This window comes from Blastococcus saxobsidens DD2, assembly GCF_000284015.1.
Taxonomy (GTDB): Bacteria; Actinomycetota; Actinomycetes; order Mycobacteriales; family Geodermatophilaceae; genus Blastococcus; species Blastococcus saxobsidens_A.
The window spans coordinates 3706330-3727610 of sequence record NC_016943.1 but is presented as its reverse complement, the minus strand read 5'-3'; the positions used below and the strand labels follow the sequence as shown (position 1 = coordinate 3727610).

The following is a 21281-nucleotide window of genomic DNA, read 5'->3' as shown; positions in this document are numbered from 1 at the left end:
TGCCCGCCTGTCCTCTGGAGGACTCCTTGCGCAGATCGCGCCTCTCCCTGGCCCTGGCCCTGGTGGTGGCCACGTCGGCCGCCGTGGTCGCCCCGTCCGTGGCGTCGGCGGCGCCGCGCCACGGTCAGCCCCCCGTCGCCGACGTCCCGGTCCAGCTGCTGGCCATGAACGACTTCCACGGCCGCATCTCGACGACGACCAACGGCGACAGCGAGCTCGTCGTCGGCCCGGGCCCCGACGGGCTGCACGGGGACCAGACCCCCGACGACCGGACGGATCCGGTCGACGACGAGACGATCACCGTCGGCGGCGCCGCGAACATCGCCGGCACCGTCGACGCCGCGCAGCAGACGTTCGTCGAGCAGGGCGGCAGCGAGCAGGCCACCTTCTTCGTCGGCGCCGGCGACCTGGTCAGCGCCTCCCCGTACAACTCCAGCGCCTTCAAGGACGAGCCGACCATCGAGGTCCTCGACGCCATGGGGCTGGACGTCTCCTCGGTCGGCAACCACGAGTTCGACCGCGGGACCGAGGAGCTGCGCCGGATCTCCGGTGCCACCGACGGCACGTTCACCGACGACGTCGAGGCGTGCGAGGGCATCGTCCCGGGGGAGACCGGCTGCTTCGGCGAGGGCGAGCACGCCTTCGACGGCGCCGACTTCCCCTTCCTCGCGGCCAACGTGATCTCGAAGGAGACCGGGGAGCCGATGCTGCCCCCGTACCAGGTCATCGAGGTCGGCGGCGGCAAGAAGATCGCGCTGATCGGCGTGGTCACCGACACCACCCCGAGCATCGTCGCGCCCGCCGGCATCACCGACGTCGAGTTCATCGACGAGGCCGAGGCGGTCAACCGTTGGGTCCCGGTGCTGCAGGAGGAGGGCATCGAGGCCATCGGCGTGCTCGTGCACGAGGGCGGCGAGAGCACCGGTGAGGACGCCGAGCTCGCCAACGGCTGCGACTTCCTCAGCGGACCGGTCGTCGACATCAACAACGCGGTCGTCCCCGCCGTCGACCTGATCGTCAGCGCACACAGCCACCAGGCCTACGACTGCCTGCTCACCGACCCGGCCGGCGCGCCGCGGCTGGTCACCCAGGCCGGCTACTACGGCCGGCTGGTCACCGACATCCGGCTCACCCTGGACGGCAGGACCGGCGACGTGGACCGGTACTGCGCCGACTACCGGGCGGTCAACGTGCCGGTGACCCGCGATGCCCCGGACGAGGAGGTCGCCTCGATCGTCGCGTACTGGGAGGAGCGCGGCCTCGAGGAGGGCAGCGTGCCGGTCGGGTCGACCACCGCGGCGATGACCCGTCCCGACCGGAGCACGGAGTCCAGCCTGGGCAACCTGGTCGCCGAGATGCAGTTGCAGGCTGTGCAGGAGGAGCAGTACGGCTCCCCCGTGATCGCGTTCATGAACCCCGGTGGCCTGAGGGCCGACCTGCCGGCCGGCGAGCTCACCTTCGCCGACCTGTTCGCGGTGCAGCCGTTCGGCAACACCGTCAACACCATCACGCTGACCGGTGCCGACATCCGCGCGGTGCTGGAGCAGCAGTTCCAGCTCGACCAGCCGCGCGGCACCGTCCTCGCCCTCGGCACCTCAGAGGGGTTCGCCTACTCCTACGATCTCGCGCAGCCCTACGGCCAGCGGGTCGACCCGGCCACGATCACGCTGGACGGCGTGCTCATCGACCCGGCCGGGAACTACCGGGTGGCCGCGAACTCGTTCCTGATCGCCGGGGGTGACCAGTTCTCCGCCTTCACCAACGGGACCGCCCCGGCGACCGGTCCGCTCGACGTGGACAGCGCGGTCTTCTACTTCGAGCAGAACAGCCCGGTGGCACCGCCGGCGGCCGACCACGGCACGGCCACCACCTTCACGACGCCCCCGGCACCGGCCGAGGGCCTGGGCGGCAGCGGTGAGGAGCCGGCCGAGCCGACAACCGTCGACGGGACTCCCGCGGTCGAGGGTCCGCAGACCCCGGGCCCGGCCTGCGACGCCACCGCGGCGATCAGCGACGACGAGGTGCGCCCCGGCGACGAGGTGACCGTCACGGGCACGAAGTTCTCCCGCGGTGAGAAGGTCTCCGCGACGCTGGGTGACCGCACCGTCGGCTCGGCCCGCGCCGACCGCAACGGAACGGTGGAAATCCGGTTCCGGGTGCCGCGGGACGTGCAGCCCGGGAAGTACGAGGTGGTCCTCACCGGGAAGAGCGGCGAGACGGCGTCGGTCGCTCTCGCCGTCGCCTCCGGCGGGTCGGGTGGCCCCGCTCCGACCCCGACTCCCACGCCCGACACGGTCAAGCAGTTCATCCAGGACCTCGTCGCCAAACTGCTGATCTGGCTGAGCAACCGCTGACCCGGGCGTGACGCGGCCGCGACGGTGGCGGCTACCGTCGCCGTCGTGGCCACTCCGACCGACAGCACCGACCCGAGGCCGGTCCCCATCCTCTGGGGGCCGGCCTCCGGCGTCGGGTCCCTCCCGGGCACCGACCCGGCCGAGGCGCTGCGCACGGTGGTGGGGGAGCTCCCGGACTTCGCCCACCTGCCCGAGCTGCCCGGCCGGGGTGCCGGCGCCGACATGCTCGGCCGCACCGCCGCGCTCCTGGTCGACCTCGCGGTGGACCTGACTTCCGCCGGCTGGCGGCTGGTGCCCCGTTCGGGGGTGGACCACCAGCGGGCGCAGGAGTTCCTGGACCGCGACCTCGATGCGCTGCACGACGTCGCCGCGAGCTGGACCGGCCCCTTCAAGGTCCAGGCCGCGGGCCCCTGGACGCTGGCCGCCGGGCTCGAGCGGACCCGGGGTGACCGGGCCGTCGTCGACGCGGGTGCCCGCCGCGACCTCGGGCAGTCGCTCGCCGAGGGGCTGGCCGCACACGTGCGCGAGGTGCAGGCGCGGGTCCCGGGGGCGCAGGTCGTCGTCCAGCTCGACGAGCCGTCGGTCCCGGCCGTCCTCCAGGGCGGGCTCCCCACGGTCAGCGGCTTCGGCAAGCTCTCGGCCGTCGAGCCGGAGGTGATCGAGCGGGAGCTCGCCGCCGTCATCCGGGCGCTGCCGGCCTCGGTGGTGGTGCACTGCTGCGCCCCGCGCATGCCCCTGGATCTGTTCCGCGCGGCAGGCGCCACCGGTCTCTCCTTCGACCTGGGCCTCGTCCAGGACCTGGACGCCGTCGGCACCGCCGTCGAGGCGGGGGTGCACCTGCTGCTGGGCGTCGTGCCCGGCACCGACGCCCCGCTCGGTGCGCCGAAGGCCACTGCCTCACGGGTGCAGGCGTGGTGGAGCGAGCTCGGCTTCCCGCTCCAGCAGCTGCCGGATGCGGTGACGCTCACCCCCGCGTGCGGGCTGGCCGGCGCGACGCCGGCCTACGCCCGCGCGGCCATGGGGCAGGTACGAGAAGCCGGAAAGTATCTGCGCCCGGAGTGATCGCCCCGACCGGGTGACCGCCGGTCGGCCGTCGTACCCGCCGGATACCGTTCCCGCGTGACCAGCGAGGCCGGACTCGAGGACCCCAGCGTCGACCACCCTCCCGTCGGCGCGCCGACCGACCGGGAAGACCTCACCGAGGTGCCTGACGACGTCCGCACCCGGCACCGCGACCTGTCGGAGGCACTCGACCGGTACGCCTTCGCCTACTACGTCCGCGACGAGCCGCTGGTCAGCGACGGCCAGTACGACGAGCTGATGGGCGAGCTCGAGGCGCTGGAGGCGGCGCACCCGGCGCTGGTCAGCCCCGATTCCCCCAGCCAGAAGGTCAACGGCGGCTTCACCGCCACCTTCGCGCCGGTTCAGCACCTCGAGCGGATGCAGAGCCTGGACAACGCGTTCAGCAGCGACGAGCTGTCGGCGTGGGCAGCGCGCGTCGACCGCGAGGGTGCGGCCGGCGCGGGCTACCTGTGCGAGCTGAAGGTCGACGGTGTCGCGGTCGACCTGGTCTACGAGAAGGGGCGTCTGGTCCGGGCCGCCACGCGCGGCGACGGCGTCACGGGCGAGGACGTCACCGCCAACGTCCGCACGATGGCCGACGTCCCGCAGCAGCTGACCGGGGACGACGTCCCGCCGCTGCTCGAGGTGCGCGGCGAGATCTACTTCCCGGTCGAGGCGTTCGCCGAGGTCAATGCCGGGCAGGTGGCCGACGGCAAGCCGCCCTTCGCCAACCCGCGCAATGCCGCCGCGGGTTCACTCCGGCAGAAGGACCCGAAGGTCACCGCGTCACGCCCACTGCGCCTGGTGATGCACGGCCTGGGGGCCCGGACGGGCTTCGAGCCCGACCGGCAGTCGGCGGCCTACGACGGGCTGCGGGCGCTGGGGCTGCCGATCAGCGACCGGTACGAGGTCGTCGACGACCTCGAGGGCGTGTGGGCCTTCATCGAGCGCTACCGCGAGCAGCGGCATTCGGTGGCGCACGAGATCGACGGCGTCGTCGTGAAGGTCGACCAGGTGGCCCTGCAGCGGCGGCTGGGCTCGACGTCCCGCGCCCCGCGCTGGGCGATCGCGTTCAAGTACCCGCCGGAGGAGGCCACCACGAAGCTCCTCGACATCCGGGTCAACGTCGGCCGCACCGGACGGGTGACGCCTTTCGCCCACATGGAGCCGGTCAAGGTCGCCGGCTCGACCGTGCAGCTGGCCACGCTGCACAACGCCAGCGAGGTGAAGCGCAAGGGGGTGCTGATCGGCGACACCGTCGTCATCCGCAAGGCCGGCGACGTCATCCCCGAGGTGCTCGGCCCGGTCGTGGCGGCGCGCGACGGGTCCGAGCGCGAGTTCGTCATGCCCACCCACTGCCCCGAGTGCGGCACCGGGCTGCGCCCGGAGAAGGAGGGCGACGCCGACATCCGCTGCCCGAACGCGCGGTCCTGCCCCGCACAGCTGCGGGAGCGGGTCTTCCACGTGGCCGGCCGCGGCGCCTTCGACATCGAGAACCTCGGGTACGAGGCGGCGATCGCCCTGCTGCAGAGCTCCCTCCTGCAGGGCGAGGGCGACCTCTTCTTCCTCGACCGGGAGCAGCTGCAGCGCTCGGCGTTCTTCACCAGGAAGAACGGCACGCTGTCGGCCAACGGCGCGAAGCTGCTCACCAACCTGCAGACCCGCAAGGACGTCCCGCTGTGGCGGGTGCTGGTCGCCCTGTCGATCCGGCACGTCGGCCCGACGGCGGCCCAGGCGCTGGCCCGCGACTTCCGCTCGCTGGACCGCATCGCCGAGGCCAGCGAGGAGGAGCTCGCGGCCGCGGACGGCGTGGGGCCGACGATCGCCACGTCGATCCGGGACTGGTTCGCCGTCGACTGGCACCGCGACGTCGTCGAGAAGTGGCGGCAGGCCGGCGTCCGCATGGCCGACGAGGGGGACGACGCCGGACCCGGTCCGCTCACCGGCGTGACCGTCGTCGTCACCGGGTCGCTCCGCGACTACAGCCGTGACCAGGCCGTCGCGGCGATCCAGGAACGCGGTGGCAAGGTCACCGGCTCGGTCTCGAAGAATACCGGCTTCGTCGTCGTGGGTGCCGACCCGGGCAGCAAGTACGACAAGGCCGTGCAGGTGAAGGCGCCGATCCTGGACGACGACGGCTTCCGCGTGCTGCTCGAGGAGGGGCCCGATGCGGCACGCGAGGTCGCCACGACCGGCGACGGGAATGAGCCCGGCGGCGGAGATGTACCGACCACGTGACTGTGACGCAGGTCATCGGGGTAGGGGGCCTCGACCAACCACCGAAACAGAAAGAGGTCGCCATGTCGGAGCAGCCCAGCACGCCGAAGGTCCCGCAGCCGGTCACCGATGACAGCATCCGGGTGCGCCAGCTGTCGCACTACCAGTTCAGCTGGACCGCCCAGGAGCCCGGCGAGTCCGGGGTGTGGACGCTGCAGCTGGTCCTCGACCAAGGTGCCTGGGAAGAGGTGGTCACCCTCGACGAGGATGACGCCGATGTGCTGCAGGACCTCCTCCGGCACAGCGATGACGTCCACTACGACGTAGGTCGCCGGGTCCTCATGTTCGGGACCACGCCGGTCGGGAAGTAGGCCCGCTGCCCTAGCGTCGGGTCGGAACCGATCCGGGAGGCGGGCCGGCAGAACCGGTACGAGTGAGCCACGCGTCTCAGGACCATCGTCGTCACCGGGTCGCTCCGATGACTACAGCCGTGACCAGGCCGTCGCAGCGATCCAGGGACGCGGCGGCAAGGTCACCGGTGGCGACGGTCGCAGACGGCAGCGACTCGTGAGGTCTGGAACACCCACTCGGACTCAGAATGGGGGCGGTTCGGTCTGAGCGACCAGGCCGGTGGGGGTGGTGACGGTGAGGGTGCCGGTCGGGTCGAGGTCGTAGGTCCAGCCGGGTGCCTGGTGTTTGCCGCGGTGGTGGCCGGTGCAGAAGCCGGTGAGGTCCTCCGCACTGGTCGGCCCGTCGGGGTAGGGCGTGTTGTGGTCCAGTTCCCCGCCCCGCGGGACGCGGCGGCGGCAGCCGGCGAAGCGGCAGCGGCGGTCGCGGGCGCGCAGGTACCGGTCCAGTGCCGCCCCGGGTCGGTAGCCGTCGGTGGGTGGTGGCGGGCCGAGGCCGGGCCGGCCGGTGAGGTCGTGCTCGCAGGTCTCGGGCCGGCGGGTGCAGGCCGGTCGGCCGCAGTGCGCCCTGCGGCGTAGTTCGCGGGCGTCGGTGAGTGCCAGCAGGGCGCCGGTGAGCTCGTCGACGACCGCGATGCGTGGCCGGTCGACCAGCGTGCCGCCACCGGATCGGTCGAGCAGTTCGGCCAGCGCGGCGCGTTGGGGGGCGGTCGCCGCGACCAACGCTGCCAGGTCCGATCCGGCCGCGTCGATCCGGCCGGCCGGGCTGCGCCGCCAGCTCTCCTCGTCCTCGTGGTCGGCCATCCGCGCCCGGTCGACCGCCCCGGAGGCGCGGTTCATTGCCCGGTCCAGCGCCAGCAGGGCGAGGCTCGCCTCGTCCACGGCCGCATGCGCGGCCGGCCACAGCCCGGCCGGCGCCGGGGCAGGGGCAGGGGCCGGGGCCGGGGTCGGGGCCGGGGCCCCGCAGGGCGCGGACTCCGTGGCCGCCCACCGTTCGTCCTCCCGGGTGGGGACGGCTGCGTGCGCTGCGCCCGGCTCGCCGTCGTCGGCCCGGAGCTGGGCGGCCCCTTCGGACTCCTCGTCCCAGAGCCGCTGCCGTACCTCCGGTGGCGGATCGTCCTCACCGCCCCATCCGCCGGCCAGGGCGCGGGCCTCCAGCTCCGCCCACCACCGCTCGTCGGCGTCGCGCAGCCAGTCCGGCCAGGTCTCCGGCGGCGACGTCTCGACCTCCCACTGCGCGAGCAGGTGGCCGGGGACCAGGCCCTCGCCGGTCGACCCGGCATCCGCCGGGTCTGCTGCCGGGACCGCCAGCAGACCGAGGCCGCGCGCCAGTGCCCGGACCATCTCGGCCGGCACCGGCTCACCGCCGATCTCGCCGGGTTCCTCGCCACCGGCCAGGGTCCGCACCCCGGCCACGACGGTGAGCTGTGCCTGTACCGGCGGCAGCTGGCTCTCACCCGGGCGCAGCACCAGGTCGAGCAGCACGTCGGCCATCTTCTGCCCCCGGGTGCGGCGGTCCTCGGGGTCGTCGAGGGCGTCGGCGTACCGGCCCAGCACGTCGACCACCGCCTGCGCCTCGGACTGGGTGAGCAGTGCCGTCAACGCCGCCATGCCGGACCGGCGGTCCGGCCGTGCCCACACCCCGCGCTCCCTGAGCGCCGCCAGCAGCTCGTTCGCGTCCTGCCGAGGGTCGCGGCCCAGACCCATCCGACGCAGCTTTCCACCGAGCTGCGCCGGGGTGGTGATCTGCCGCTTGCCGGCCCGCTCGGCCACCCAGGCGAGCACGTCCCGCTCGAGGTCGGCCCGCTTCTGCTCGTCGGTGACCGGCGCGACCCGCTCCAGCAGCGCCCACAGATGCCGGTCGTGCAGCAGCCCGGACTCCATCGCATCCACGGTCCCGGGCAGCTTGTGCACCAGGGTGAGTGATCGCTCCAGCAATTGCCCGGCGCCCTGCCTGCTCAGCCCGAGGGCGATCGACAGCTCCTGGGCTGTCCACTCCGACACATCAGCCAGCACCGCGGGCCGGGCGGCCCGCCGCGCCGCGCTCATCGCACCCGGCTCACCGGGCTGCCGGTCCACCGACGCCGGCCGGGACGCCGCGAACTCCGCCACCGCCCGCGCCCGCACCGCCGTCTGCCGGGCGATCTCCCGATCGGCGGCCTGCACCGCGCCCAACGGCCCCGACGCCCAGCCGGCCACAGGCGCACCGGCGGTGCCGGCCGCGAGAGTGGTCTCCTGCTCCATGTGCTCGATCATACGTTCGACCACCGACAGAAACGGGGTCGCGAGCGGAAGGTCGGGCGAGGAGACGCGGGAAACCTCAGGCCGGGGGCAGGGCCTGCACCGTCGCCGCGATCCCGGTCAGGTGCGCCAGGCGGAGCAACTCCGACCGCCGGAAGGCCGGGCCGCCCGACCGGCCGATCACCACGGCGCGAGCGGTGCCGCCGTAGGGGGCGGCCATCATCTCGATGGCCATCTCCTGCCAGCGCTCGGGCAGCCACTCCTCCTCGCTGGGCAGCAGCTGCGGGGTGGTCAGCGGCAGCCACGGCAGGGTCAGCCCCTCGAACGCGGGCGCCGCATCCGACGCCGCGGCGACGTGCCACGTGTCAGCCGCCTCCTCGCACTCCAGCACCACGGCCCAGCCGCTGTGCAGCACCCGGGGCAGCTCGGCGGCCAGCAACGTCGCCGCGCCGCCCGCCTCGTGGGCCAGTGCGTCGAGCAGCTCGAGCTCCCGGTGGGTGTCCAGCGGACCGGCGAAGGGGCGCAGCGACTCGACCTGGACGCCGGGTACGGCCTGCGCCACCGTGATGAGGCTGTCGGGCAGCCGGTCGCCGGGCAGGTCGACGACCACGTCGTCGACGGCGATGCCGTCGCCCCGCTCCAGCACGTCGAGGGAGATGATGTCGATCCCGGCCGCGCCGAGCGCGGTGGCCACCGCGCCGAGGATGCCGGGGCGGTCGGGCAGCACGAGCCGCAGGAGAAAGGACACGGTTCCTCCGGGGAGTCCTCGCCGGTTCGGGCCGATCTCCGTCGATCGCGGTCGGGGAGAGCCTCTCACGCTGACCAGCGGCCGGAGGGGCCCACGTACAGTGTCCCGGTCACGTCCCGGGCCGAGAGCGGGCCGACGGGCACTGCCGAAGTGGAGTTCCACCGCAGCATGAGCACCCCCTCCCCGAAGGGCCACCTGACCCGCGACGAGGTGGCGCACCTGGCCCACCTGTCCCGGCTGGCGGTGAGCGAGGAGGAGCTGGACCTCTTCGCCGGCCAGCTCGCCGCCGTGCTCGACGCCGTCGCGGAGGTGGGCAAGGCCGACGTCACGGACGTCGCGCCCACCACGCACGCGGTTCCGATGACCAACGTCATGCGGCCGGACGTCGCCCGCCCGAGCCTGCCCTGCGACGTCGTCCTCGCCGGCGCCCCCGCTGCGGAGGACGGCCGCTTCCGCGTGCCGCGCATCCTGGGGGAGGAGTCGTGACCATCACCACCACCAGCGCCGCCGACCTCAGCACCGCGCTCCAGGCCGGCGACCTGACCTCCGTCGAGGTCACCGGCGCCTACCTCGACCGCATCGCGGCCGAGGACGGCGAGCTCGGGGCCTACCTGCACGTCGACGCCGACGCCGCGCTGGCCGCCGCGGAGGCCGTCGACGCCGCCCGCGTCGCCGGCCGTGACCTCGGCCCGCTGGCCGGCGTCCCGATGGCGCTCAAGGACGTCGTCGTCACCGAGGGCGTGCCCACCACGAGCGGTTCGAGGATCCTCGAGGGCTGGCGTCCACCGTACGACGCGACCCTCGCCGCGAAGCTCAAGGCCGCGGGCACCGTCCTCCTGGGCAAGACGAACATGGACGAGTTCGCGATGGGCTCGTCGACGGAGAACTCCGCCTACCGGATCACCCGCAACCCCTGGGACCACAGCCGGATCCCCGGCGGGTCCTCGGGTGGGTCGTCGGCCGCCGTCGCCGGGGGGCTCGCGCCGTGGTCGATCGGTACCGACACCGGTGGCTCCATCCGCCAGCCGGCCGCGGTCACCGGGCTGGTCGGTCACAAGCCCACCTACGGCTCGGTGTCCCGCTACGGCCTGATCGCGTTCTCCTCCAGCCTCGACCAGGCCGGGCCGATGACCCGCACGGTCCTCGACGCGGCGCTGCTGCACGAGGCGATCGCCGGGCACGATCCCTACGACTCCACCAGCATCGACAGCCCCGTCCCCGTGCTCGCCGAGGCCGCCCGCCGCGGTGCCGAGGGCGAGCTGGCCGGCCTCACGGTCGGCGTCGTCCGCGAGCTGGGTGGCGAGGGGCACGCCGAGGGCTACGAGCCGGGTGTGCTGGCCCGCTTCCAGGAGGCGGTGGCCCTGCTCGAGAGCATGGGCGCGGAGGTGCGGGAGGTCTCCTGCCCGGCCTTCGACCTGGCGCTGCCCGCCTACTACCTGATCGCGCCCAGCGAGGCCTCGTCCAACCTGGCCCGGTTCGACGGCGTCCGGTACGGGCTCCGGGCGGGCGACGACGGCAGCCGGGACCTCGACGAGGTCATGGCGCTCACCCGTGAGCAGGGCTTCGGCCCGGAGGTGAAGCGGCGGATCATCCTCGGCGCCTACGCGCTCTCCGCGGGCTACTACGACGCCTACTACGGCCAGGCGCAGAAGGTCCGGACGCTGATCACGCGGAACTTCGCCGCGGCCTACGCGGACGTCGACGTGCTGGTCAGCCCCACCATGCCCACGGTCGCCTTCCCGCTGGGCTCCCGGGTCGACGACCCGATCGCCATGTACGCCGCCGACCTCTGCACCCTGCCGGCCAGCCTGGCCGGGGTGCCGGCCATCTCGGTGCCCTGCGGGCTGTCCGAGGGCCTGCCGGTCGGCTTCCAGGTGATGGCGCCGGCGCTGGCCGACGACCGCTGCTACCGGGTGGCCGCCGCGCTGGAGGCCGCCCAGGACGCCGCCCGCGGGCACCGGCTGCTCGACGAGCTGGGCCGCACCGCCCCGGGGAGCGCGGCGTGAACGGCGCCATGAAGGCGGCGTGGGCGCTCACCGCGTTCGTCGTCCTCGCCGGCCTCGTGCTGTGGCTGACCACCGGCCGTGCCATCTTCGCCGTCTTCATCGTCCTCGGCCTGCTGACCGGGGTCGGGGCGTGGCTCACCGGGCGCAGCCAGCCCCCCGGCCGTCCCGGGCGTAAGGAGAACACCCCCTCATGAGCACCGACACCCTGGTCGACTTCGACGAGGTCCTGACCCGCTACGAGCCGGTCGTCGGGCTGGAGACCCACGTCGAGCTGGGCACCGAGTCCAAGATGTTCTGCGGCTGCTCGACCACCTTCGGTGCCGAGCCCAACACCCAGACCTGCCCGGTGTGCCTCGGCCTGCCGGGGTCGCTGCCGGCGGCGAACGCCGCGGCGATCGAGGCGACCATCCGGATCGGGCTGGCGCTGGGCTGCCGGATCGCCACGTGGTCGCGGTTCGCTCGCAAGAACTACTTCTACCCGGACATCCCCAAGGGCTTCCAGACCAGCCAGTACGACGAGCCGCTCTGCACCGCCGGGCACCTCGACGTCGAGGTCGACGGCGAGACCTACCGCGTGGAGATCGAGCGGGTCCACCTGGAGGAGGACACCGGCAAGAACCTGCACGTCGGCGGCTCCACCGGCCGCATCCACGGGGCCGACCACTCGCTGGTCGACTACAACCGGGCCGGTATCCCGCTGGTCGAGATCGTCACCCGCCCCATCCCCGGTGCCGCTGCGAAGGCCCCGGAGGTCGCGCGCGCCTACGTCACCGAGCTGCGGGAGATCCTGCTCGCCCTCGGCGTCTCCGAGGTCCGCATGGAGCAGGGCAACCTGCGCTGCGACGTGAACACCTCGCTGGCGCCGGTCGGGAGCCTGGACTGGGGCACCCGCACCGAGACCAAGAACGTGAACTCGCTGCGCTCGGTGGAGCGGTCGGTGCGTTTCGAGATGCGCCGCCAGGCCGCCGTCCTGGACGCCGGCGAGCGCATCGTGCAGGAGACCCGCCACTTCCACGAGGACACCGGCAGCACCTCGCCCGGGCGGAGCAAGGAGGAGGCCACCGACTACCGGTACTTCCCCGAGCCCGACCTGGTGCCCCTCGCCCCGGACGAGGAGTGGGTGGAGAAGCTGCGCGCCGGGCTGCCCGAGCTGCCCGCCGCCCGCCGGTCCCGGCTCCGCGACGAGTGGGGCATCTCGCCGACCGAGATGGCCTGGCTGGTCAACGCCGGCGCCGTCGAGCTGGTGAGTGACACGGTGGCCGCCGGCGCCTCGCCGGCCGACGCCCGGAAGTGGTGGCTGGGCGAGCTGGCCCGCCGGGCCAACGACGCCGGGACGGACCTGGGCGAGCTGGCCGTCACCCCGGCGCAGGTCGCCGAGTTGATCGGCCTCGTCTCCGCGGGCACCATCAATGACCAGCTGGCCCGGCAGGCGCTCGACGGTGTGCTGGCCGGCGAGGGCGGTCCGGCGCAGGTCGTGGCGTCCCGCGGTCTCGCCGTCATGGGCGAGTCCGACGAGCTGGTGGCCGCCGTCGACGCGGCGATCGAGGGCAACCCCGACGTGGCCGAGAAGGTGCGCGGCGGCAAGGTGCAGGCGATCGGGGCACTGGTCGGTGCGGTCATGAAGACCACCCGCGGCAAGGCCGACGCCGCCACCGTCAAGCGAATGCTGGAGGAACGCCTCACCTGAGTGTGGTCGTTCCCGGCGCGGGGCCCGGAGGGCTCCCGCCGGGAACGACGGGCGCGCTCAGCTCAACAGGGGGCGGCTGCTGTACCGCGAGTCGCCCTGTCGTGGCGAGTGGGGCCCGGAGGGTTCCGCGCAGCCGCGACGCAGCGGCTCCGCTCGTCAGGGGCACGGCACCTGGCCGCGGTGCGGTCCGGAGGACCGCAGTGTCATAGCGGGGACGTGGGCTGGCCGCCGGGGGGCTGGATGCGCAGCACCTTGTCGTCGTCCTCGGCGGGGGTGCCGATGCCGTCCTTGTTCGACGTCGTCACCCAGAGCGCGCCCTGGGTGTCGAGGACGACGCTGCGCAGCCGGCCGTAGCTGCCGCCCAGCACCTCGTCGGAGACGTCCTCCAGCGGTGCGCCGCTCTCGTCGAGCGTGAACACGTGCACCCGCTGCCCGTCGAGCGCGCCGAGGAACACGGTGCCGTTGGCGACGGCGCAGCCGCCCAGCCCGCCCTCCTCCGCGGGGACGTCGAGCAGCGGCGCGCCGTCGCCGCCCTCGGTGACCACGTCGAACTCGTCGGGGCCCTGGCGGGCCTCGTCGGTGGCGTAGATCCGTTCCTCGTCCTGGCACAGGGCGGTGACGTCGCGGTGGCCGCGGCTGAACACCGGGCTGCTCCCCCCGACGGGGCGGCCGAAGACGTCGATCCGCAGCACCTTGCCCGCCAGGGACGCCGGGTCGGCGGCGAGCGCGGGGTTCCCGGCGTCGCCGGTGCCCACGTAGAGATGACCGTCGGCCCCGGTGAGCAGCCCACCGCCGTTGCCGACCTCACCCCGCGGGATCCCGGTGAGCACCGGGTTCGGCGTCCCGCCGATCGGGAAGCGCACCACCCGGTTGTCGGTAGCGGTGGAGACGTAGGCGAACAGCAGCCCGTCCTCGAGGAACGTGGGGGAGAGGGTCAGCCCCAGCAGTCCGCCGTCACCGGTGGTGTCGATCCCCGGCACGGTCATGAGCTCCTTGGCCGGGGACCGGTCGGGGAAGACCTGGAGCAGGCGGCCCGTGTCCCGTTCGCCGACGATCGCCGAGCCGTCGGGGAGCAGCACGACACCGGTGGGCACGCTCAGCCCTGAGGCGACGACGTTCGGGTCGCCCTCCTCCTCGCCCGACCCGGGCTGGGCCGGGTCGACCGGCGCCGGGACGGTGGCCGGTGGCGGCCCGACCTCGGGCGGGGCGCCCTCCGGCAGCGGGCGGAACGGGCCGGCCGGCTCGTAGCCACCGTCCGAGCAGGCGGTCAGCAGCAGCCCGGCGAGCAGAGCGCCGACCACCCGCGGCGCGCGCAGCGCCCTCGTCGGCCTCACCAGCCCAGCGTACGTGCGCCGGACTAGTGCGCCCCCGCCTCGCTGCCGGCGTCGGCCTTCTTCCGGTGCACCGTCGGGTTCATGACCGCCACGATGATCGCGCCGACGACCAGTCCGAGGACGGCGCTGCCCAGCGTGTTGACCAGCCAGCCGATGACGCCGCCGAAGGCCCCGGTGGCGTCGTGCGCCGCTTCCTCCAGGTGGTGCACGAACTCGTAGATCGGGTGGAAGCCCAGTTCGTCACTTCCGACCAGGATGATGTGGCCACCGACCCACAGCATCGCCGCGGTACCGACCACGGTGAGCCCGGCGAGCAGCTTGGGCATCCCCTTCACCAGCCCGCGGCCGAATGCGGCCACGCCCTTCCCGGCGCGCTGGGAGAGGTTCAGCCCGACGTCGTCCATCTTCACGATGACGCCGACGACGCCGTACACCAGGACGGTGATGCCGATCGCGACGACGAGCAGGATGATCGCCCGGGACCAGAACGCCTCGCTGGCCACCTCGTTGAGGCTGATGACCATGATCTCGGCCGACAGGATGAAGTCGGTGCGCACGGCCCCGGACACGATCGTCTTCTCGTCGGGGAGGGCGTCCTCCACCGACGCATGGGACTCGGCATGCCCGCTGACCTTGTGCCAGATCTTCTCCGCGCCCTCGTAGCAGAGGTAGGCGCCACCGAGCATGAGGATCGGGGTCAGCAGCCACGGCAGGAACTGACTGAGCAGCAGGATCGCGGGCAGGATGACCAGCAGCTTGTTGCGCAGCGAGCCGAGGGCGATCTTCCGGATGATCGGCAGCTCCCGCTGGGCCGCGAGGCCGTGCACGTACTGCGGCGTGACCGCGGTGTCGTCGACGACGACGCCGGCGGCCTTCATGCTGGCCCGGCCGGCCGCGGCCCCGATGTCGTCGATCGAGGCCGCGGCGGCGCGTGCCAGCACCGCCACGTCGTCGAGCAGGGCTACGAGTCCACCCGCCACGGGAAGTCCTTCCGGTCGGTGCGCACGTGTGTGCCGTCCCACGAATGGTCGCCTGTCCGGCCGCGCTCCGCGCGGGCGGCCCGGAAGCGGGTGACCTGCGGATGGGGGCGAGTCACTCGCTAGCGTGGCACGGTGACCACCCTGGAGCTTGCGGCGGACGAGACGCTGCACGTGCTGCTGTCCTCCCGCCGTCTGGAGGCGGCGGTGGAGGCGCTGTCGCCCCGGGTGCGGGCGCACCGCTGGAAGCCGGCGGACGGGCTACCCCACGGGGAGGCTGCGCAGGCCCAGGTCTGGGTGCCCTCGACGCGGACCGCGCCGGAGGGTCTGCTCGAGGCGCTGCCCCGGCTGCAGCTGGTCCAGTCGATCAGCGCCGGCGTCGAGGGGTTGGCGGGGCGACTGCCCGAGGGCGTCGTCCTCTGCAACGCCCGCGGCGCGCACACCCCCTCGACCGCCGAGTGGGCGGTGGCCGCCACGCTGGCCGCCCAGCGCGGGCTGCCCTTCTTCGTCCGGGAGCAGGACGCGGAACGCTGGTCGTTCGCCACGCACCGGTCGCTGGTGGGTGCGCGGGTGCTGGTGGTCGGGGCCGGGGACATCGGCCGCGCCATCGGCCGGATGCTGGCCGGGTTCGACGTCGAGCCGATCTATGTCGCCCGCACCGCCCGCGGGGACGTGCGCGGCACCGACGAGCTGCCCGGGCTGCTCCCGCACGCCGACGTCGTGATCCTGATCGTCCCCCTGACGCCGGAGACCGCCGGCATGGTCGACGCCCGCTTCCTGGCTGCGATGCCCGACGGGGCGCTCCTGGTCAACGCCGCTCGCGGGCGGATCGTGGACACCGACGCCCTGGTCACGGAGCTGACCTCGGGTCGGCTGCGGGCGGCGCTCGACGTCACCGACCCCGAGCCGCTGCCCGCCGGGCACCCGCTGTGGCGAGCGCCGGGACTGCTGCTCACCCCGCACGTCGCGGGAGAGGTGCCACGGACGGGCGAGCGTGCGGTCGCGGCCGTCACCGCGCAGATCGGCCGGATCCTGGCCGGGGAACCACTGGTCGACGTGGTGGGCGCCTACTGAGGTAGTGCCGGGATCTCCAGCCGGCCGCCCGACGCCGCGGCCAGGGCGGGGAGGTCCCGTGCCCGGACCACCGGCAGCCGCACCTCCGTCGCCGCGGTGGTCACCAGCCAGAGGTCCCCGCGCTCCCCGATCCGGATGCCGGCGAGCTCGGTCCAGCGCACGGTCCGGGAGCCGAGCACGGCCCGGGCGGTGACCCCGTCGTCGCCGACGTCGGTCCCGCTCCGCAGCACCCAGCAGGCCACGGCCACGGGCACCAGCAGCAGGAGCAGCGTCCACCACGTCACCGCCGCCGTCGGCAGGATGCACAAGGCCAGGACGAGGACCGGGATCAGCGCGCTGCGGGACATCCGGAACCGGACGGGAGAGCTCACGGCCGGCCATCCTCCCACCCGGCTGCGGCAGCGGGTGCGGCCGCAGGCCTACCATCCGGACCCGTGACGATCGGCGAGGACCTCATCCCCGGCAACGAGCCCGCGAGCGCGACGCACAGCCCGCTCAAGCCCCGCAGCCACGAGGTGACCGACGGGATGGCCAAGGCGCCGGCGCGGGCGATGCTCCGTGCGGTGGGCATGGGCGACGACGACTTCGCCAAGCCGCAGATCGGCGTCGCCTCGTCGTGGAACGAGATCACCCCGTGCAACCTCTCGCTGGACCGGCTGGCCAAGCGGGCCAAGGAGGGCGTGCACGCCGCCGGTGGCTTCCCGCTGGAGTTCGGCACCATCTCCGTCTCCGACGGCATCTCCATGGGCCACGAAGGCATGCGGGCCTCGCTGGTGTCCCGCGAGGTGATCGCCGACTCGGTCGAGACCGTCATGTTCGCCGAGCGGCTGGACGGCTCGGTCCTGCTGGCCGGCTGCGACAAGTCGCTCCCGGGCATGCTCATGGCCGCCGCGCGGCTGGACCTGGCGAGCGTCTTCCTCTACTCGGGCTCCACGCTGCCGGGCAAGCTCGGCGACCGGGACCTCACGATCATCGACGTCTTCGAGGGCGTCGGCGCGTGCGCCCGGGGCCTCATCACCCAGGACGAGCTCGACGCGATCGAGAAGGCCGCCTGCCCGGGCATGGGGTCCTGCGGCGGCATGTACACGGCCAACACGATGGCCAGCGTCGCCGAGGCGCTCGGCATGGCGCTGCCGGGCAGCGCCGCCCCGCCCGCCCCCGACAACCGGCGCGACGCGTACGCGATCGCGTCCGGCGAGGCGGTGGTCAACCTGCTCCGCAAGGGCATCACCGCGCGGCAGATCATGACGCGGGAGGCGTTCGAGAACGCGATCACCGTCGTCATGGCCCTGGGCGGTTCGACCAACGCCGTCCTCCACCTGCTCGCCATCGCCCACGAGGCCCAGGTCGAGCTGACCCTCGACGACTTCAACCGGATCGGCGACCGCACCCCGCACCTCGCCGACGTGAAGCCCTTCGGCAAGTACGTCATGACCGACGTCGACCGGGTCGGCGGGGTGCCCGTCGTCCTGCGCGCGCTGCTCGACGCCGGGCTCCTGCACGGCGACACGCTCACCGTCACCGGAAAGACGATGGCCGAGAACCTGGCCGAGATCGCCCCGCCGGACCTCGACGGCACGATCGTGCACGCCATGAACGACCCGATCCACAAGACGGGCGGGCTGAGCATCCTGCGCGGCACGCTGGCCCCCGAGGGGGCGGTCGTGAAGTCCGCCGGCTTCGACGCCGACGTCTTCGAGGGCACCGCGCGGGTGTTCGACGGCGAGCAGGGCGCCATGGACGCCGTCACCGACGGCACGCTGCAGCCCGGCGACGTCGTCGTCATCCGCTACGAGGGCCCGCGCGGCGGCCCGGGGATGCGGGAGATGCTCGCCGTCACCGGCGCGATCAAGGGCGCCGGGCTCGGCAAGGACGTCCTGCTGCTCACCGACGGCCGGTTCTCCGGTGGCACCACGGGACTCTGCATCGGGCACGTCGCCCCCGAGGCGACCGACGGCGGCCCGATCGCCTTCGTGCGCGACGGCGACCGGATCCGGCTGGACCTGACCACCCGGACGCTGGACCTGCTGGTCGACGCCGACGAGCTGGCCAGCCGGGCGGACGGCTGGGCGCCGCTGCCGCCGCGGTACACCACCGGGGTGCTCGGCAAGTACGCGAAGCTCGTCGGCTCGGCCGCGCAGGGCGCCATCTGCGGATGAGCCCCCCTGAGGGGTGAGGTGCCGGCGGCGTGGCCTTGACCGCCGCCTCCCGGCTGCCGACGGGAGGAGCGTGGAGCTCCATGAGCGGTGGTCGCACGGCGGTGCCCTCGAGGGACCGCCGGGCCTTCCGTTCGCGCCACCGCCCCGCGCTGCGGCACCCGCCGTCCCGGCGGCCGCCGCTCCGGCGCGCGAGCTCCGGGAGTCCCTGATCTTCCTGGCCGTGCTGGCGGCGCTCACTCTCGGCGGCGTCGTCCTGCGGGCGGCCCTGGGCGCGACGGCGGAGCCGGTGCTCACCCTGGGCCTCGCCGTCTCGGCGGCTGCGGCCGGCGTGGTCGTCCACCGCCACTCGTCCCGGCTGGACCGGCGCTCGGGCCGGCCGTGGCGGCTCCTGGCGGTGGTCGGTGGGCTGCTGGCGGCCGGCCGGCTGATCGATGGCCTCGGCGCCGCCGTCGGCGACGCGCAGAGCGCGGCCGCCCACGTCCCGCAGGTGCTCGCCGTGCCCCTGGCTCTGGCGGCCTGCCTGCTGCTGCTGCCGTCGCGGGACGGCCGGCGTGCGGGCGTGCGGGAGCTGCTGGACAGCGCGATCGTGGTGGTCGCGGTGGCGTTGCTGGCCGGCCTGGTGCTCTGCGAGGCCGTGGTCGGCAGCCGGGGTCTGTCCGGTTTCCTCCTCGCCATGGGCTATCCCCTCGCGGGAGCGCTGCTGTGCGGCATCGCGCTCATGGTGGTCTCCCGGGCGGCGGCGAACCGCCGCCGCCCGGCCGTGTGGGTGTTGGTGGCGATGGTCGGGGCGTCGGTCGTCGCGGTCGCCGGCGCGCTCGCCCCGGTGCTGGGGGACACGTCGGCCGACCTGCTGACCGGCGTCGCCGGGGCGGTGATGCTGGCGGCGGTGGTCCGTGCCGTCGACACCGATCCCGGGCACCGCCCGCACGGTGGGACGCCCGCCGGGCTGCCGATGTTCGGCCTGGTCGTCAGCCACGTCGCGGCCTACGGCGTGGCCGGCGTCGTGGTGGCGGTGCTGAGCACCGGCCACGCCTTCTGCACCTTCGAGCGGATCGCCATCGCGATGCTCGTGCTCTGCACCTCGCTGCGCAGCCTGCTGTGGGTCCTCGACGGCGGGCGGCTGACCCGCCGGCTGCAGGAGACCGAGGCCTACTTCCGCGCGCTGGCCGCCAGCGCCGAGGACGTCACCGTCGTGCTCGACGCCGGCGGGACGCTGCGCTGGGTCTCCGGTGCCACCCGGAGCCGGCTGGGCTGGACCGACCGGGAGCTGACCGGCCGGCGGCTGACAGACCTGCTCGATCCGGCCGACCACGGGGTGCTGACCGGCGTGGTCACCGGGTCCCGGCGCTCGGCGCACCCCCTTCCCACCACGGTGCGCCTGCGCACCCGCACGGGGGACCTGCGGTACGTGGAACTGGCCGGCTCGGCACGGGCCGGTCTTCCGGACTCGGCCTTGGGCGATGGCCTCGTGCTCCATCTGCGCGACGTGACCGAGCGGCACGTCGCCCAGCGCGAGCTGGAGCGGCTCGCCTACACCGACTACCTCACCGGTCTGCCCAACCGCGCCCGGTTCGTCGCCGCGCTGGAGGAGGCCGGGGCGCGCGCCGCCGACGGCGAGCGGAGCTGCGTGCTGCTGGTCGACCTCGACGGTTTCAAGGCGGTCAACGACGTGGCCGGCCACGACGCCGGTGACCAGCTGCTCGCCCAGGTGGCCGACCAGCTGCGCGCGGGGGCGCGGGAGCAGGACCTGGTGGCCCGGCTGGGCGGCGACGAGTTCGCCCTGCTGGTGCCGGGCGGGCCCGACGAGGCGACCGGTCTGGCCGAGCGGCTGGTCGTCGCCCTGGACCGGTCCTTCCGGGCGCCCACCCTGGGCGACGACGGGGGCGGCCCGCTGTTCGCCGTCTCGGGCAGCATCGGGCTGGCCGAGGTGGGCGGCTCCGGCGACGTGCCGGCCGTCGTCCGCCAGGCTGACCTGGCGCTGCGGGCCGCGAAGGCGGCGGGGAAGCGCTGCGTGCGCTCCTCCGGCGAGGCGATCGACGCCGCGATCGGCCGGCGCACCCGGCTGGCCCGTGATCTGCCGACCGCGCTGGAGCAGGGGCAGCTGCGGGTCCTCTACCAGCCGGTCGTCGGCGTGCACGACCGGCGGGTGCTGGGCCTGGAGGCGCTCGTGCGCTGGGAGCACCCGCTGCTCGGCACGGTGTCGCCTGACGAGTTCATCCACCTCGCGGAGGAGGACGGGCTCATCGTCCCGCTGCAGCGCTGGGTGCTCGAGGTGGCCACGCGCCAGGCCGCCGTGCTGATGGCCGACGGCTGGGACGTCCAGATGGGCGTCAACGTCTCGGTCCGGCACCTGCAGGCCGGCTGCCTGGCTCCGGACGTCGCCGCGGCGCTGGCCGCGGCACATCTGCCACCGGGCAAGCTGATGCTGGAGCTGACCGAGTCGGTGCTGCTCGACGCGGAGGGCGGGCTGGTCAGCGACCTGGAGACCCTGCGCGGCATGGGCGTCGTGCTCTCGCTCGACGACTTCGGCCGCGGGTGGTCGTCGCTGGCCTACCTCGCCCGGCTGCCGGTCCAGGTCCTGAAGATGGACCGCGAGTTCGTGGCAGGGATCGAGACCGGCCCGCGGGGGCGCGCCCTCGTGGCCAGCGTGGTGGAGCTCGGCCGGACGCTCGGCATGGACGTCGTCGCCGAGGGCGTCGAGACCGAGGAGCAGGTCGCCGAGCTGCGGGCGATGGACTGCCGCTATCTCCAGGGCTACCTGTTCGGGCGGCCGATGCCGTTCGCCGACCTGCGGGCGCTGCTGGACACCTTCGACCCGACCGTCCTCGACGGGGGAGCGGCGGATCTGGACTCCGGTGTCCACATGGTGAGACCGGGCAGTTGACGTCCCGCCGTCGTGAGGCGCACAGTGTCTGCGTGCCTCGCACCAGCATGCTCGCCGACGCCCGCACCTGCGGCGTCCTCGTAATCGCGTAGCGCGTCCGGTCACCGACCGACGCGCTGACCCTTCGTGCC

General features: G+C 73.9%; 16 protein-coding genes. 11 read left to right on the top strand and 5 right to left on the bottom strand.

What is annotated here, in order from left to right:
* The first annotated feature begins 26 nt into the window (after window positions 1-26).
* The 4 genes from BLASA_RS17635 to BLASA_RS17620 all read left to right on the top strand — a co-directional run bounded on the left by BLASA_RS17635 (window position 27) and on the right by BLASA_RS17620 (window position 6004).
* On the top strand, window positions 27-2354 hold the full coding sequence (locus BLASA_RS17635) for a bifunctional metallophosphatase/5'-nucleotidase (RefSeq protein ID WP_014377573.1): 2328 nt from the start codon (window positions 27-29) through the stop codon (window positions 2352-2354).
* 45 nt (window positions 2355-2399) lie between these two features.
* A complete protein-coding gene (locus BLASA_RS17630; protein WP_193345666.1) occupies window positions 2400-3416 on the top strand; it encodes a methionine synthase in 1017 nt (338 codons plus the stop codon).
* A gap of 57 nt (window positions 3417-3473) precedes the next feature.
* Complete coding sequence (gene ligA, locus BLASA_RS17625) at window positions 3474-5654, top strand: NAD-dependent DNA ligase LigA (protein WP_014377571.1); 2181 nt, start codon at window positions 3474-3476, stop codon at window positions 5652-5654.
* A 62-nt stretch (window positions 5655-5716) separates the two neighbouring features.
* Window positions 5717-6004, top strand: a complete 288-nt coding sequence (locus BLASA_RS17620) for a hypothetical protein (protein ID WP_014377570.1) — start codon at window positions 5717-5719, stop codon at window positions 6002-6004.
* Window positions 6005-6226: 222 nt separating this feature from the next.
* On the opposite strand, the gene BLASA_RS17615 is transcribed toward BLASA_RS17620, so the two are convergent.
* Window positions 6227-8284 carry a DUF222 domain-containing protein gene (locus tag BLASA_RS17615; RefSeq protein ID WP_166486578.1) on the bottom strand — a complete coding sequence of 686 codons (2058 nt, stop codon included), beginning with the start codon at window positions 8282-8284 and terminating at the stop codon, window positions 6227-6229.
* A 76-nt stretch (window positions 8285-8360) separates the two neighbouring features.
* Window positions 8361-9029 carry an ACT domain-containing protein gene (locus BLASA_RS17610; RefSeq protein ID WP_014377568.1) on the bottom strand — a complete coding sequence of 223 codons (669 nt, stop codon included), beginning with the start codon at window positions 9027-9029 and terminating at the stop codon, window positions 8361-8363.
* A 168-nt stretch (window positions 9030-9197) separates the two neighbouring features.
* On the opposite strand from BLASA_RS17610, the gene gatC reads away from it, so the two are divergent.
* Genes gatC through gatB form a run of 4 tightly spaced genes read left to right on the top strand, consistent with a single transcriptional unit; the run spans window position 9198 to window position 12722 of the window.
* Window positions 9198-9515, top strand: coding sequence for an Asp-tRNA(Asn)/Glu-tRNA(Gln) amidotransferase subunit GatC (gene gatC, locus BLASA_RS17605; RefSeq protein ID WP_041776676.1), 318 nt, complete (start codon window positions 9198-9200; stop codon window positions 9513-9515).
* On the top strand, window positions 9512-11035 hold the full coding sequence (gene gatA / locus BLASA_RS17600) for an Asp-tRNA(Asn)/Glu-tRNA(Gln) amidotransferase subunit GatA (RefSeq protein WP_014377566.1): 1524 nt from the start codon (window positions 9512-9514) through the stop codon (window positions 11033-11035). Before gatC ends, gatA begins: the two co-directional genes overlap by 4 nt.
* Window positions 11032-11229: a hypothetical protein gene (locus BLASA_RS17595; protein ID WP_014377565.1), complete on the top strand. Its 198-nt coding sequence runs from the start codon at window positions 11032-11034 to the stop codon at window positions 11227-11229. Before gatA ends, BLASA_RS17595 begins: the two co-directional genes overlap by 4 nt.
* Complete coding sequence (gene gatB / locus BLASA_RS17590) at window positions 11226-12722, top strand: Asp-tRNA(Asn)/Glu-tRNA(Gln) amidotransferase subunit GatB (protein ID WP_014377564.1); 1497 nt, start codon at window positions 11226-11228, stop codon at window positions 12720-12722. The genes BLASA_RS17595 and gatB overlap by 4 nt, the downstream gene beginning before the upstream one ends.
* 203 nt (window positions 12723-12925) lie before the next feature.
* Here gatB and BLASA_RS17585 read toward each other — a convergent pair whose 3' ends face one another.
* Entirely contained in the window at window positions 12926-14056 is a 1131-nt protein-coding gene (locus tag BLASA_RS17585; RefSeq protein WP_014377563.1) for a PQQ-dependent sugar dehydrogenase, read from the bottom strand.
* Between the two features lie 23 nt (window positions 14057-14079).
* The gene (locus BLASA_RS17580; protein ID WP_014377562.1) at window positions 14080-15036 is read right to left on the bottom strand and encodes a DUF808 domain-containing protein; all 957 of its coding nucleotides are present in this window, start codon (window positions 15034-15036) and stop codon (window positions 14080-14082) included.
* Between the two features lie 132 nt (window positions 15037-15168).
* Between BLASA_RS17580 and BLASA_RS17575 the strand changes: the two genes are divergently transcribed.
* Entirely contained in the window at window positions 15169-16107 is a 939-nt protein-coding gene (locus BLASA_RS17575; protein WP_014377561.1) for a 2-hydroxyacid dehydrogenase, read from the top strand.
* Here BLASA_RS17575 and BLASA_RS17570 read toward each other — a convergent pair.
* Window positions 16101-16478 (bottom strand): PH domain-containing protein, encoded by a 378-nt coding sequence (locus tag BLASA_RS17570; RefSeq protein WP_014377560.1) that lies wholly within the window; start codon window positions 16476-16478, stop codon window positions 16101-16103. The genes BLASA_RS17575 and BLASA_RS17570 overlap by 7 nt on opposite strands.
* A gap of 63 nt (window positions 16479-16541) precedes the next feature.
* Here BLASA_RS17570 and ilvD point away from each other — a divergent pair, with 63 nt between their 5' ends.
* A complete protein-coding gene (ilvD, locus tag BLASA_RS17565) occupies window positions 16542-18266 on the top strand; it encodes a dihydroxy-acid dehydratase (RefSeq protein WP_014377559.1) in 1725 nt (574 codons plus the stop codon).
* A gap of 70 nt (window positions 18267-18336) precedes the next feature.
* A complete protein-coding gene (locus BLASA_RS23640) occupies window positions 18337-21150 on the top strand; it encodes a putative bifunctional diguanylate cyclase/phosphodiesterase (protein WP_014377558.1) in 2814 nt (937 codons plus the stop codon).
* Window positions 21151-21281 lie beyond the last annotated feature (131 nt).